This window comes from Vibrio sp. 10N.261.54.A5 (assembly GCF_041471145.1).
GTDB classification, from domain to species: Bacteria; Pseudomonadota; Gammaproteobacteria; order Enterobacterales; family Vibrionaceae; genus Vibrio; species Vibrio crassostreae_C.
In genome coordinates this window covers 76277-91075 of the sequence record NZ_JBFRNU010000030.1, presented here as the reverse complement: position 1 = coordinate 91075, position 14799 = coordinate 76277, and the positions used below count along the sequence as shown (strand labels likewise).

Annotated in this window: 14 protein-coding genes and 1 pseudogene; 7 read left to right on the top strand and 8 right to left on the bottom strand. The window is 43.3% G+C overall.

All coding sequences use genetic code 11. The annotated features are described in order from the left end of the window. From AB4329_RS09945 to AB4329_RS09935, 3 genes are all read left to right on the top strand, one after another. Window positions 1–667: transcriptional regulator (locus AB4329_RS09945; protein ID WP_372138188.1), on the top strand; the 667-nt coding region annotated here is incomplete at its 5' end. Beyond that, on the top strand, window positions 664–1125 hold the full coding sequence (locus AB4329_RS09940) for a hypothetical protein (protein WP_017059728.1): 462 nt from the start codon (window positions 664–666) through the stop codon (window positions 1123–1125). The genes AB4329_RS09945 and AB4329_RS09940, both read left to right, overlap by 4 nt. A 560-nt stretch (window positions 1126–1685) precedes the next feature. Then, window positions 1686–3161 carry an aerolysin family beta-barrel pore-forming toxin gene (locus tag AB4329_RS09935; protein ID WP_372138186.1) on the top strand — a complete coding sequence of 492 codons (1476 nt, stop codon included), beginning with the start codon at window positions 1686–1688 and terminating at the stop codon, window positions 3159–3161. Window positions 3162–3262: 101 nt separating this feature from the next. Here AB4329_RS09935 and AB4329_RS09930 read toward each other — a convergent pair whose 3' ends face one another. Then, window positions 3263–3898, bottom strand: coding sequence for a LysE family translocator (locus AB4329_RS09930; RefSeq protein WP_372138185.1), 636 nt, complete (start codon window positions 3896–3898; stop codon window positions 3263–3265). A gap of 296 nt (window positions 3899–4194) precedes the next feature. Between AB4329_RS09930 and AB4329_RS09925 the strand changes: the two genes are divergently transcribed. After that, complete coding sequence (locus AB4329_RS09925; protein ID WP_017066275.1) at window positions 4195–5667, top strand: carboxypeptidase M32; 1473 nt, start codon at window positions 4195–4197, stop codon at window positions 5665–5667. A gap of 330 nt (window positions 5668–5997) precedes the next feature. After that, window positions 5998–6909, top strand: coding sequence for a LysR family transcriptional regulator (locus AB4329_RS09920; protein ID WP_017069525.1), 912 nt, complete (start codon window positions 5998–6000; stop codon window positions 6907–6909). 475 nt (window positions 6910–7384) lie between these two features. On the opposite strand, the gene AB4329_RS09915 is transcribed toward AB4329_RS09920, so the two are convergent. Both AB4329_RS09915 and AB4329_RS09910 read right to left on the bottom strand, forming a co-directional pair. Beyond that, window positions 7385–8170, bottom strand: a complete 786-nt coding sequence (locus tag AB4329_RS09915) for a metal-dependent hydrolase (RefSeq protein WP_372138183.1) — start codon at window positions 8168–8170, stop codon at window positions 7385–7387. 227 nt (window positions 8171–8397) lie between these two features. After that, window positions 8398–9207: a sulfite exporter TauE/SafE family protein gene (locus AB4329_RS09910; RefSeq protein ID WP_017066225.1), complete on the bottom strand. Its 810-nt coding sequence runs from the start codon at window positions 9205–9207 to the stop codon at window positions 8398–8400. Window positions 9208–9550: 343 nt separating this feature from the next. On the opposite strand from AB4329_RS09910, the gene AB4329_RS09905 reads away from it, so the two are divergent. After that, window positions 9551–10528, top strand: a complete 978-nt coding sequence (locus AB4329_RS09905; protein ID WP_017064213.1) for a DUF1852 domain-containing protein — start codon at window positions 9551–9553, stop codon at window positions 10526–10528. A 45-nt stretch (window positions 10529–10573) separates the two neighbouring features. Continuing rightward, a complete protein-coding gene (locus AB4329_RS09900) occupies window positions 10574–11602 on the top strand; it encodes a methionine synthase (protein WP_372138182.1) in 1029 nt (342 codons plus the stop codon). Window positions 11603–11813: 211 nt separating this feature from the next. On the opposite strand, the gene AB4329_RS09895 is transcribed toward AB4329_RS09900, so the two are convergent. From AB4329_RS09895 to AB4329_RS09875, 5 genes and pseudogenes are all read right to left on the bottom strand, one after another. Beyond that, window positions 11814–12215, bottom strand: a complete 402-nt coding sequence (locus AB4329_RS09895; RefSeq protein ID WP_017062409.1) for a hypothetical protein — start codon at window positions 12213–12215, stop codon at window positions 11814–11816. After that, window positions 12208–12637, bottom strand: a pseudogene (locus AB4329_RS09890) (GNAT family N-acetyltransferase). Before AB4329_RS09890 ends, AB4329_RS09895 begins: the two are co-directional and overlap by 8 nt. A gap of 69 nt (window positions 12638–12706) precedes the next feature. Further along, window positions 12707–13207, bottom strand: a complete 501-nt coding sequence (locus AB4329_RS09885) for a hypothetical protein (protein ID WP_017064207.1) — start codon at window positions 13205–13207, stop codon at window positions 12707–12709. Window positions 13208–13268: 61 nt separating this feature from the next. After that, window positions 13269–13709: a hypothetical protein gene (locus AB4329_RS09880; RefSeq protein WP_017062406.1), complete on the bottom strand. Its 441-nt coding sequence runs from the start codon at window positions 13707–13709 to the stop codon at window positions 13269–13271. A gap of 199 nt (window positions 13710–13908) precedes the next feature. Then, window positions 13909–14409 (bottom strand): opioid growth factor receptor-related protein, encoded by a 501-nt coding sequence (locus AB4329_RS09875; RefSeq protein WP_372125196.1) that lies wholly within the window; start codon window positions 14407–14409, stop codon window positions 13909–13911. Between the last annotated feature and the right edge of the window lie 390 nt (window positions 14410–14799).

The following is a 14799-nucleotide window of genomic DNA, read 5'->3' as shown; positions in this document are numbered from 1 at the left end:
GTGCGATCCCGCCCTGGGGGATACGTCACTAGCGAAAAGTATAAGTTTACTGCGCCAAGGGTTCGTTAGATTAGGCATCAAAGAAACCCCAATCGTCACCGTTCCTAAGGTGGGCTATCGCCTTATCGATGAGTGCGTGGTAATCGACTCCCCCATCAATAATGCAGCCACAACTCCCCTTGCTGATGCGAGCAACCTGATACCCGTCGGCAATAACGGTATTGCTATCGGTGCAGCTGTTGCAGTCGAACCTAAGCCTAACCCTAAACAAAGTTCGTCGGCTTACTTTCCCACTGCTGAAAACCGAAACAAGTTGTGCTACTTCACCACTGGCTGCTTACTGTTGGCATCAGCGTTATTGGCTTTTGCTAAGGTTAATGAGAGAAACCTCAGCGATATCAACCCCGTTAACCGGCTCAGCGAGCAATGGATAGGTCAAATACAAGTTTTCCAAGCCCCTGAAATGGCGATGACGCCAGAGCTAGAAAGCATTCTCTATCAGTATCAATGTGATTGCGTGGCGTACATTAGCGAAGAAGCGGAATATTCTGAGCTCTCTATTCTGAACAAAGCCACACGCCAGTCCGTCAACATCTTTTACACGCCAACCCAACTAGATCAAGCCAGTACCGAACTGGCCCTATTCCTAGAAAGAGGTCAATTATGATGCCAATCGTTGCGCTCATTTCTGCATTCGTTTTATTGGTTGGCATATGGAGTATCCCTTCGCCCCAACCAAAAGAAGAGCATCGCTACCAACATAGCGTGGTGGACCTGATAGTGAATGACAATGTATTACGTACCGACGGATTAACGAAAATAAGTAACAACAAGGTGCTGCACCTGATGTCCGTTCAAGACGACAACATGCCCGACCCACTTGTTCTGCGATTCAGAGGAACAGCCCGTCCTTCTCAATCACTTTTCTTTTCTATTTCTGGCACCATTGACTTAGTCTCTGTGCAAAAAATAAATAAAACAATGAATGACAGCCGATTGGCGCCTTACCTGTTAATCAACAATGACCCATTAACGGTAAAGATTGATATCTTAAGTTCGAATGATTTATTTGCCATTATTAAAACGTGTAATACAGGCCGAACGCAACTTCTGGCCAAACGATAATTAGAGATAGTTTAACCACTAGCAACAAGTGCCCTATTATCAAGTAGCAAGCTTTTCCGATATTACACATAAAAAACGGATGGTTATTTTCATTATTTTATCAGTAATACAATTATTACAGTCTTCCTTACTTTAAGTGTTTGCATTTTAAAACTGATAGCAAAGCAAAATATTCAAGTTAGATTTTTACTCTTTGTCACTCACTACCTGCCCACCTTAAAACTACGAGTATTGTGAATGGTTATACCTGTTCTTCTAATTAACCATTCATACAAACGCCAAAAATAACGTCAAATAATTTTGACGTCTAAGCCCGAATAATGGGCCTTCATTTTTCTAAAAACGGTTTGAGCCCCATCAAACAATTTACGTTCAGTTGCATACTCTTTCACCGTAAAAACACTAATGACAATACAAGCCATTGAATTAACTGGGTAATTTAATTCAACCCTTTTCAGTATCTATCTATTTATCAACATGAAAAAGTGAACTTGTCTTGTTAACTGCACGGCACACAAAACATTATCAAAATAGAAAAATTACAAATGAGGGAATTGTTAATGATCACAGTAAACAGAAGTCTCTTAGCAACCGCAGTGTTGTCTGTTCTATCAACCGGTGTAAATGCGAAGATTTACCCAGACCAAATAGTGTTTGACCAACTTGGTGAAGATGTCTGTCGCTCTGGTTATCGTCCTATAGACCGTTATGAAGCAGAAGAGCAGAAGAGTACTTTGGTCGCTCGCATGGGCACTTGGCAGATCACCGGGTTAAAAGGAAACTGGGTAATCATGGGGCCGGGTTATCATGGCGAAATTAAGCAATCAAGCAGTGGGTCAACGTTCTGTTACCCAAACAACGACCAATCTGAAATCCCTAACTATTCCGCCAAATCGGTTCAGGAAGGCAGCGAAATCGATGTTCAGTATGAATTAGTGAACAACCGTAACGACTTTGTACGCCCATTAAGCTACTTAGCCCACAACCTAGGTTACGCTTGGGTTGGCGGTAATAACAGTCAGTACGTGGGCGAAGACATGACGATAAAGCGCTCTGGCAACAGTTGGGTAATACAAGGAAATAACAATGGCTCTTGTAGCGGCTATCGCTGTGATGAAAAAACCAAAATCACCGTCGACAATTTTGCCTACACCGTTAACGACGACAACTTTTGGCATGGTGATGTTGTCGAGTCGGATCGTGAACTAGTGAAAACGGTTTACGCGACGGCAAGAAACAACAGCAACATCGCGCAACAAGTGGTGGTAGACCTAAAAGTAGACGAATCAACAAACTGGTCGAAAACGAACAGCTACGGATTCTCACAGAGCGTTCAAACAGAGAACACCTTCAAGTGGCCTTTGGTTGGCGAAACTAAGCTCACCGTTAAGTTCGAGGCTAACCAAAGCTTCGCTGAAACAAATGGCAACTCCACTAGCGAACAAGTAACACTTCAAGCTCGTCCTATGGTTCCTGCGAATTCGGAGCTACCGATTCGAGTTGAGCTGTATCGTTCAAGCATCTCTTACCCGTACCGATTCAACGCCGATATTAGCTACGATGTTGAATTCAACGGCTTCCTTCGTTGGGGTGGCAACGCGTGGCACTCTCATCCAGATAACCGCCCGTACAAGGCTCATACCTTCACCATGGGCCGTGGCAGCAGTGAATCTGCCGACATTCGCTACCAATGGGATCACCGTTACATCCCAGGTGAAACTAAATGGTGGGATTGGGGCTGGGCGATTAAAGAAGCTGGCTTATCAAGCATGCAATACGCGACTGGCGGAAGCTTACGCCCCTTCCACTCTTACGTATCTGGTGATTTCTACGCTGAATCTCAATTTGCAGGTACTATCGAAATTGGCCAAGCGACACCAATCACTAACAATCTACGCAGCAAAAGAAGCGTTGATTCGGCTAATGAAACCAGTGAACGCATTGGCGACATCGAAGTTACCACCAACTTCAATGCTGATGAGTTGAGTGACTTAGGTTTCGAAGGTGCAGAGATGAACATTAGCGTCGTTGAATAACTGCGCTGTTGAATAAGATCGGTACAAAGATCTACCAGTAATAAAGCACAAAGCCCACGTCGTGGGCTTTCATATATTCATGTTCAACTGGAAACGGTGAACTACACAGGCTCTTCCATCAGAAGCTTAACACCCAGCCCAACCAACACCATGCCCGTCACGCCTTCCATCCACTTCATAAAACTCGCGTTTTTGAGCAAGTTTTTAGCGGAATTAAGAGCGCCAGCCAAACCACATTGCCATACCATCGCAATCATAAAGTGTACCGAAGCCATCAACATAGATTGCAATAAAGGCGAACCTTCAGGGTTTACAAATTGAGGTAAAAAGGCCAGATAGAAAACTGCTGTTTTTGGGTTAAGAACGTTAGACAGAAAGCCTTCACGCAAAGAACGCTTTGCACTGTAAGCCTGCTGAGCTTGTTCTCCGACCTTCAAACCGCCACCGTTTTTCATCAACGCTCGCAAACTGCTTAAGCCAAGCCAGATGAGGTAAACCGCACCTACCACCTTAACGGCTTGAAAGAGTTCAGCGGATTGGGCGAGGATTGCAGATATACCCACAGCAGAGAAAAACGCGTGTACATACAAGCCGCTACAAATACCAAAGCTCGTCATACAACCGTCAGCTAAGCCAGAGCGGCTAGTATTGCGAATCACCAAAGCCGTATCTAAGCCCGGCGTTAGCGTTAAAATAGTGATGGCAATTAGAAATGCCTCAAAGTTCAAAATATCCATATCATTGTCATTTTTGTTCAGCGATCTATCATCAATACCGTGTATCTGAACAATTCGCAAGCAACAATTGCCACCAGCTATACAACTCACTGATTTTGTGCACAATAGAACAGTTTGATTTGTTAAGAAATAGTAAATTCAAGGCATCGTACCGCCTCATGCTTTTCTCGCTATATCTTCGACTGCGAAGGTCGGCGTCATTAAAAAGCAAAGCCATAATCAAAGTACACGAGATGAACCTTAACGCTGACGCAGCCCTAAGGATCATTTAAAGAAACCAAATTAAGAGTAGTCAAATGAGCGCATTCAAAAAACTAGTCGAACACTCTCAAAAATGTTCACGCTTTCAACACCTAGCTTCTATTTGTGGTTGGGACCAAGCTTCAATGATGCCAGCAGGTGGTAACCAAGCTCGTAGTGAAGCGATGGCCGAGCTTTCTGTTCATATTCACGGCTTAATGACTCAACCACAGCTTGGCGATTGGATTGCAGACGCTGAAAATGAAGCGCTGAACACTGAGCAACAATCGTCACTTCGTGAAATAAAACGCCAGTGGCAACAAGCAAACCTACTTCCAGAAAAACTGGTTGAAGCGAAATCTCTATCGGGTTCAAAATGTGAACATGCGTGGCGTAGCCAACGCGGTAACAACGACTGGGTTGGATTCGAAAAGAACTGGCGTGAAGTGGTTGAGCTTTCTCGTGAAGAAGCGCAGATTCGCGCAGACGCAGCCAATCTAACGCCTTATGATGCGATGCTGGATATTTATGAACCGGGCACCAGCTCTACTTCACTTGATACCCTATTTGCAGACGTTAAAACTTGGCTTCCAGGTTTAATTGATGAAGTGATCGAAAAACAATCGAGCGAGCAATTTAACGCACCATCAGGTATCTATTCGACCGAGAAACAGAAAGCACTGGGTTTAGAAGTCATGAAGCTGCTTCAGTTCGATTTTGAACACGGCCGATTGGATGAAAGTGTTCACCCATTCTGTGGCGGCGTGCCTTCAGACGTGCGTATCACAACACGCTATGACGAAGCGGAATTCGTTCAAAGCTTAATGGGTATTGTGCATGAAACAGGCCACGCACGTTACGAACAAGGCTTACCAAAACACCTAGCAGGACAACCAGCGGGGGAAGCTCGTTCTATGGGCATTCATGAATCTCAATCTTTATTCTTCGAGATGCAAGTCGGCCGCAGCGACCCGTTCATTGGACACTTAGCGAACTTGGCTGGTCAGCAATTCTCAGGCTCAGAATTTGAGAAAGAAAACTTCCAGAAGATCTACACGCGCGTGAAGAAAGACTTCATCCGTGTTGATGCCGATGAACTGACCTACCCTGCACACGTTATCCTGCGTTACGAGATTGAGCGTGACTTGATCAACGGCAAGATCAAACACACTGACGTGCCAGAGTTATGGAATACCAAGATGCAGTCTTACCTTGGTTTAAGCACTCAAGGCAACTTCACTAACGGCTGTATGCAAGACATCCACTGGACAGACGGCGCATTTGGTTACTTCCCATCGTACACATTAGGTGCGATGTACGCGGCGCAGTTCATGGCTTCAATGAAGAAAACGGTAGATATAAACTCTGTGATTGAAAGCGGTGACCTATCCCCTATCTTCACTTGGTTAGAATCAAACATTTGGAGCAAAGGCAGCCTGCTGACCACTGATGACTTGGTGAAAGGTGCAACGGGCGAAACCTTGAATGCGCAATACTTCAAAGACCATTTGAGAAGTCGTTATCTGTAGATAAAACGCCCAACTACATTGAAGGTTTCTACTTGCAAAGCTTGCTGTGTAAGTAGAACCAAGCTGAAAAAAGCATAGTACAAGTATTGTAAGTCAAAAGTCACAATTATGGCTGAAGGGTAGCTTTGGTTCTAACTAGAAAAGGGGCACTTCTGAGTTACGAAGTGCCATCTGTGAAGGTTCTGGACATTTCCGAGTTGCGTTTTATCTAATTTAGTAAGTCATGAATTAACAGAAGTAGGGCAACTCGCTTAGTCGAGTGTCCAGTATCACTGGTGCAGATCAGTTATCATATTTTAAGTAAATCACTCTAGAAAGGAAGCGAAACCTATGAATTTTAGTTTTGAACAACTTCTCGCGTTCGTGACCGTTTATGAACAACTCTCGTTTAGCAAAGCCGCGGTCAAACTCAATAAGCACCGAACTACGATAGGGCAGGTGATTACCAACCTTGAAGACCAACTAGCGGTCAGTTTGTTTGAACGAGTGGGGCGTTCGGTAGAGCCAACTGAAGATGGTCACCTTCTTTATCACAATGCTAAATTAACCATCGAGCAAGCGCGTACTTTCGATAAATTGGCGCTAAGCCTCTCTTATGGTGGATTAGAAAGCGTCAACATCGCTTATTCTAGTGTGATTCCTCATCGCGCTTTGGTTGAAATCCGCCAGCAATTTCTTCGCGATTTTCCGCTAATGCGCGTGAACTTTTTTGTTAGGAATAAACAGGACATCAAAAGAGGCATAGATAGTGGCGAATACCATTTTGGTATCGTCAATGTGCATGACCGTCAGGCGATGTATAGCTTTGATGCTACTTTCCTTGGGCATTTCGAATTTCTCCCTTTTGTTCAAAAAGGTGGAGATCTATCTAGGTTGGAGAAAAGTGCAGTCTTGGTGGCTCTGAAAAACAGCAAACAATTTGTCTTACGATCTTTTATTGAAGAAGGTATGTCAGAGAAGATTATTTACAGCTCAGACAATGAAGCAATCGATCAACTTGCCCTAGTGATAAAGATGGTCGAAGCGGGGTTGGGTTGGGCGTTACTGCCTAAAACCTTTGCTAATACTGAGTTTGCCAATCATGCTATTGAGCCAGTTGAAGCCGATGAGATGCTAGAGGGCTTCAAGTTTGGCTTCGCGCTTTGGTGTCCACATTCCAAACAAATTGTTGATATTAAAAAGTCGTTAATCACCGTGATAAACAATTATCGCAAGCGATTTGAAGATGGTCTCCGTCGTTAACTCATAGACTCATCCAATTTTTTAACAAGGTTCAATTAGAGCCTTGTTTTCGTTTCAGTTAACTTTAAGTTCGAGTTTTGATGGATTATACCCTTTATATAGGAGTGTGAGGTATCAAGCTGACTATCTCTTCAGTCATGTCACTTTCCCTGTACCTTTAAATAATATAAAAGATATCATACAGTTTGTTGTGATTTTACCCCCAGCCCGTGAAGATAAAGTGACTAAATGGTTGATGTGATACATAGCAATTGTTCACAACTAAAGTTCATAAGGATGGATGACTTTTAGTAGGGAAAATGTTCGCATCCTAAACGATGTAGAGTATTCAATCTAAGTGATTTTGGGGCATAAATGAGCTATAGCTTCCCCTAAATTAATTCCCCTAAATTAACAATTCAGAGATAACTAAACGTATGGAAAGTCGCTTAACGTAGCATCCAGTATTGACGGTGCAGATCAGTTTAAAACTAGCTCATTTATCGCCAGTAAGCATATCGAAGAAGATCTGTCTCGACTCAGGTGTGTTGTCTCTATGAGTTTCGTATTTTACATGCGCGTTTGCATCAACTGCTTTTGATAGCTTGATGCTCCATAGTGCTTTCATTTGATTTGGTACAATTGAATATCGGACATCGATAATACGCAGCTCGTCTGTTGGGTCCTGAGCGATATAACCATTTGAAAACCAGCGGAAACGTTCTATGTCTTCGGCTTGTTGAGAGTCCGGGTCAAGCCAAGGTAAATCCCTGCTAACATTCAGCTTCGCAATCGACTCTCCGGGATACGTGCTTACCGATGTGCCAACCCGCACTGCGTCTACATGGTAATGAGCCTCTGTTTCGTACACCACTTTCCAAACCAAGATATTCGCAAAGCTTGGTTTTGCCTCTAATCGAATCGGTGTGTGTTGCCTTTCTTGCGCTAATTGCCACCCAATCGCCTCTGCCCTGTCTCGCTGAATCATCCCTAATGTTGGATAAATTAGCGCCCAAGTAAACGCAACACGCGCTAGCCAAGGCGCTCGTTTTAACGTCGCAAACACAAGCAACACTAGAATGGGAATAAAGAAGAGTGAATGGGTAAATTGTCGATGAAATTCCAAAGCCAACAAAGGGTCACTTTGAGACTTAATCAGTGCATCCAAATCTGGTGCTAACCCGGAGAGCAGCCCTAATACCCCAGCAACAACCAAATGTTGTTTTTTGCTGGCAGATTGTGACAAAGAAACGCCTAACACGCCCTGCGTTAAAGGATCCATAAATCACTCATTGATAGCATTCCGTTGAATCAAACAAAATACATTTAGCTATAGCGGTGAACTGTTCATAACTAAACGGTTTTATCAATATACTCATGTACATAGTTGTATAAGCATAGACCGATAAACAAAAAAAGAGCAGTTATGAAACTGCCCTTTTCTAATTATTGGTGGTTGATCAATTTATTCGTTTTTGTTCTGTATATTCACACTTGAACGATCTTTTATTAACGAGCAACCATGCTTGCTGCGATAACCACCAGCAGTACTGAGAAGATTTTCTTAATCGTTGGAACCGGTAAATGGTTGGTGGCTTTTGCGCCTAACGGAGCCGTAAACCAAGACGTGCACACAATACCCAACAGCGCAGGCAGATAAACAAAGCCAGCAAAGCCATCTGATAGAGCAAAGTGGCTGCTGCCTGAACTGATGTAACCTATCGAGCCAAACAACGCGATCACAATGCCACAAGCCGAGGCACAACCGATGGCCTTTTTCATACCGACAGAGAAGAACGTTAATAGCGGAACCAGCAATGCTCCGCCACCAATACCTATCATGGCAGATAAGCCACCCGTAATGGTTGTCAGCACAGTGAGCACGCCTTTGTTCGGCAGTTTTCGTTCCTTAGGCGCATCATTTTTGCTGCTTAAGAACATCTTGATCGCAATCAGAACCACACTCACAGCAAACACAATACGAACGACTTTTTCCGGTAACAACGCCGCCATAAAACCACTAACCAATGCACCCAGAGCAACACCGAGCATGATCCAAGGCGCCAGATCCCAAGGCACGTTGCCATTCTTGTGGTGAGCGAGTGCAGAAGATGTGGAAGTGAACAGTATCGATGCCAACGAGGTAGCAATCGCAGCGACAACAACTTGGTCGGAAGGTAGAACTTCTAAATACAGTAAAATGCTGCTTAACACAGGAACAATGATCAGCCCTCCGCCAATACCTAACAAACCGGCTAGAAACCCAACACCACTGCCCAGTAACGCACAGTAGAAAATCAACAACAGCAATTCACTCATTTCATCCATCTCTTAATTAAATTAATCGTCTTAAATAACACACTATTAATGCGGTTATATTTCCATCAAGCTAATTAATATAACTGACACCGACTAAAATATTCAAACAGAATAGATCATGAATATTCCTCATGTTGAATGTGAAGTAATACCATTGTTAATGGTCAACCTATCAACGTATAAAAACCTTAAGCGATTAACTTTATACGACATTAATTCTACTAAGCATTAATTTCAGACAGCATAGCCTTCGATTCTTAATCCGGTCACAAGCAAAAAATAAAAGCCGTTTTAATACTAAAGACCGAGAGAATCAGAAAAAAAATTGGGATACCAAATCAGCATGAATAAAGAATTTAATTTTACGATTAAGAGCATTAGCCTCGACGAAAACTACCAGCCTGCAGACAGCACGCGTATCACTACCAACTTTGCTAACCTGGCTCGCGGTGACAGCCGTCAAGCGAACTTACGCAATGCACTACAAATGATCGATAACAGTTTCAACGCGTTAGCGCACTGGGATAACCCTAAGGGCGACCGCTACTCTGTTGAGCTTGAAATCATTTCTGTTGATATGGATATTGAAAGCAACGGCGAAGCATTCCCTTCAATTGAAGTGCTGAAAACCAATATTGTAGACCGTAAAACTAACGAGCGTATTGAAGGCATTATCGGAAATAACTTCTCTTCTTATGTTCGAGATTATGACTTTAGCGTACGTCTATTGGATCATAATAAAGGCCAAGATAAATTCAGCATTCCAGAAGATTTTGGTGACTTACACGGTAAGCTTTTTAAATATTTCGTTAACTCTGACGCTTACAAAAAGAACTTTAATAAACGACCTGTTATTTGCTTAAGCGTGTCAGATAATAAAACCTATTACCGCACTGAAAACCAACACCCAGTATTAGGTTTTGAATACCAACCGAATGAGTCTTCTTTAACTGAACAATATTTCAAAAAGATGGGCTTACAGGTTCGTTATTTCATGCCGCCTAACAGTGTTGCACCTTTGGCCTTCTATTTCTTTGGTGATCTGCTGAACGATTACTCTAACCTAGAGCTTATCAGCACCATCAGTACCATGGGTACGTTCCAGAAAATCTACCGACCTGAGATTTACAACGCGAACGCGGTTGCGGGTAACTGTTACCAACCAAACTTGAAAAACTTGGATCACTCGCTGACTCAAATCGTGTACGACCGTGAAGAACGAAGTCAGCTAGCTGTTGAACAAGGTAAATTCGCAGAAGAGAAGTTCATTAAGCCATACCAATCAGTTCTAGAGAACTGGTCGGCAAATTACGCACTTTAATCGTCTATTGCGCTCTCAAACCACCCAAGGATAGGCAATATTATTATGAAAACACTATTACCGACTTCAACAGCGGGCAGCTTGCCGAAACCGTCTTGGCTTGCACAACCAGAGACGCTTTGGTCGCCATGGAAACTTCAAGGCGATGAACTCACAGACGGCAAACAAGATGCGCTGCGTGTCTCTCTGCACGAGCAACAGCAAGCAGGCATTGATATTGTGAGTGACGGCGAACAAACACGTCAACACTTTGTAACGACCTTCATTGAACACCTGAATGGCGTTGATTTTGAAAAGCGTGAAACCGTTAAAATCCGCGACCGTTACGATGCAAGTGTACCGACGGTTGTAGGCCCAGTTTCTCGTCAGAAATCTGTGTTTGTTGAAGATGCGACGTTCTTACGTCAGCAAACCGACCAACCGATCAAATGGGCTCTGCCGGGGCCTATGACCATGATTGATACACTTTACGATGCGCATTACCAAAGCCGTGAAAAACTGGCGTGGGAATTTGCAAAGATCCTCAACGAAGAAGCCAAAGAACTTGAAGCGGCAGGCGTGGATATTATTCAGTTCGATGAACCTGCGTTTAACGTGTTTTTTGATGAAGTGAACAATTGGGGCATCGCTTGTTTGGAAAGAGCCATTGAAGGGCTTAAGTGCGAAACAGCAGTCCATATTTGTTATGGCTACGGCATTAAAGCGAATACGGATTGGAAAAAGACATTAGGCACCGAGTGGCGCCAATACGAAGAAGTCTTCCCTAAGCTGCAGCAATCGAATATCGACATTATCTCTTTAGAGTGTCACAACTCTCATGTACCTCTTGAGCTGCTTGAGCTCGTACGAGGCAAGAAAGTAATGGTCGGTGCGATTGATGTTGCAACCGATTCGATTGAAACACCGGAAGAAGTGGCTAGCACTCTACGTGAAACACTTAAGTACGTTGATGCCGACAAGCTCTACCCTTGCACCAACTGCGGCATGGCTCCCCTACCTCGCGAGATAGCCTCAGCGAAGCTTAATGCGCTAAGTGCTGGCGCAGAGATCGTTCGTAAAGAGCTTTCAGCGTAACGCTTTCCTAAAGAACAAAAACTATGCCTTTAAGCCTAAGTATCATATTGATGCTTAGGCTTTTTGTTATGTGAGTTAATGAGCTTTACGCGCTGCTTACCAGGTTTTATCTAGGTCTTGAGCATATAAAGAGATCGCTCGTTGGTACTCTTTAATCGCATCGCTATTCGTCGTGGAAACTAAAAGCTCAAGTAACAGCGATGTCGCTTCTTTATGGCGACCTAGTTCGACACGCTAACATACGGCTCCATTCTTCTTTGCTCATTGCGCCTTTAGAAAGGTAAATATTGTGTTTCTGCATTGCACCTTTCGTGTATGAAAGCTTGATGAATGAGCCAATTTCAAACGGAAGAAAGCTACGCTGTAAAGTCACATCACAAGCAACGCCATTTAAACGTACATGACCGTTCGTGATTTCAAACGAGCTATCGCGAAGCTTCCACCACAACATTAGAATTTTTATTAATGGAGGAACACAAATTATCAGCCCTATGGTTAGCAGCGATGAACGATCACCGTCTGATATCCAATAGACAAGACCTAGTGCAATAACAATAAACAGCAACTCTGAAAATAAGTATTTAACAAAATTTAGTTGGATACGGTTATCCATGACACTCTCTCAATGATGACCCTAAAGGCAGCTCCATTTCAACGAGCCCTTTCACTTCAGACAACTGAGTAAAACCTTTTGATTGATAAATCTTAATGGCGGGGTTCTCACTGAACACGCGCAACACTAACTGAGCCGATGCTTGATTGTTCGCATGTTCAATAGCCAAAACCTTGACCTTGACAGTCAGCTAATATCTGCAAGTCCCTAAGAAACGTTGTACCACTAGCGTAACTGAAGCGAACAACACCAATACGGCGATCCCCCACATAAATTTCATAGTTATCCAGCTCATCCCAGCTGCGTAAAAACTGGCTATGACCCCAAGCGATTCCACGAGCTTGATAGTAACTCGCCATATTCGTTTTGGTGATCGATTCAGCGAACTTAGGCTCTGAACCTTTGACCAACCTTACTTCCATATTGTGTCCTTTGTTTTCAAATCACATCTGAATACGGCATAGCAAAATGCCGTATATGTTGAATCATTTTTAGGTACATACTGGTTTCACTTCCTTCCATTGTGTATCCCATTCTTCGCCTAACAAATTAGAAAGTTTTTCACAGTCGTATAGATAGCGAAGACTATCTTTACAGTACGCAGTAAGTATTTCAGTTAACTGACCAGACGCTTTTTCGTTGTCTTTGAGTTTTCCGTACATCATCAAACCAGTCCTAAAGGTGTCTTGATCGAGGTCAGACGCTTGCTTCGATAACATCCCAAAGGAAATAGCGTTAATAGACAGGGCTAATGCAATCGCATCGCCTTCATCTCCCTCTAATTCACAAGCACTATAACGAGCTAACAAGTTCGATGTTTTAATTAATGGGGCAAGGTCTTTTGTATTTGCATATTTATAGGTTTCAAAACCTTGCCGCACCGCAGCTTTATGACTGTCTTCAATGCTCACAACATAGTCTGTCAAAACATGTAAGCTCGCATATGCACCTAGCCCGAAAGCCACAATGAACACGGCGATTAATCTGATCACTTATCTCTCCTAAAAGAACCTTGTGCTGGTTAATTTTAAACGGCGTCTTGTAGTAACAACCCTACTTGCCATCGACCTTTTCTAGAAACCAACTTCCTTGGCACGGCCCATTGGTTAAGTGCCATCGGCCGTCAAATCTACTGCCACTGCCACGTGCGGAAAAACGATAATCCCATTGGCGATGTTTAGCATATAAACGTAAGTCGCCGTTTTCCGTCACCCAACCCTCTAACGGTGTTCCATTGTAGGTAAGCCTTAGAGTAGCCTTACCCTCACGAATAGTTCCGGTGATGGTTGTGCGTTCACACATATTATTGCCAGTGGTGTTAATACGGCGGCCTAGCCACTCACCGTCGAAATCGATAGAAGGAACAAATTGGGGACTATCCGGAAGTTTAGGAAACGACTCGGAATTACTGGACCCGAACCACTGAAGCTCACGACCAACAAGGAAGAAGACAACAAAGCCGATTGATATCGCTATCACAAATCCCTTTTTCATTAGCCTCTTCCTAATCCGCTGACCTTAAGAAAAGAACCCTAACATAATGAAAAGTAATAACTTACCATCAGTTTAATTAACTTTGATATATTCCACAAATTGCATTCAAATGTTGAATATAGAGAAAGCGGCATCGTACAAAATACCGCGCATTGAGAATCAATTATGAGCAGTGCCGGAAGCTCTGCACAGAAAAACCCTAACCTTCCAAGGCATTGCGCCAATACTGAACGGTTTTATCCGACACCAACCCTGTCTCGGTCGCCGCTGATACTAAAAAGTCACATAACCGAGCCGCAACCTCTTCATTACCCAACAAGTACAAACTGCGAATGGCTCGCGTTAACCTTAGCTGGTTATGGTCATGATTCTTTAACCATACGTGATTAGCCGGGCTAAGTGGTAACGATGAAGATATTTCACTCCCGTTTCGCTGCATACCCCAAAACTCAAGCATCAGGTCAAGCGCTTGTAGATGAGCTGTGCGGAGCGCTTCTGAATTAGCAAAAAGCACCTTATCTTCTTGAGTAACCAACGGGGCATGTTGATTAAACTTAGTCCCCTCATCTATTGGGAAGAACACTTGAATGTACTTATGGTCATGCTCCAACCAAAAATGATTGTAAGCCAATAACTGTTCTATATTTCGACCAAATTTGTCCGGCGCTTCACCAGATATAAAGCGAGCAATCTCACTCATTTTAAAATCCTACTGACTATAAACCCCCACTTGTGGGCGAATGCATTATTACGCAGTAAGCCGTCAAAAGCCTAGTCCTTTACGTTGTAAGTACCGATTTGGCTTAGAACTCCACGTCCCACGCGTTAGGAATCACTTTTGAATAATTTCGACTTACTTTTCTAACAAACGACACGGGAACTCTGCGACACATTTTAGCTCTGCTGTATGTTCAGGGAATCGTTCCTGAAGAAAACACAATGCATCCGTTGGCGTTGGCGTAGCGTATGAGTTTTAGACTAAAGCCAGCAACCAGTGTGTTAATAACTGAGTACCAAAACCTGAACGACTAAAAGAGGTAGGTAAAATAAGCAGCGAAAGATTACATCTTTCAAAGAAAAACCCTTCAGA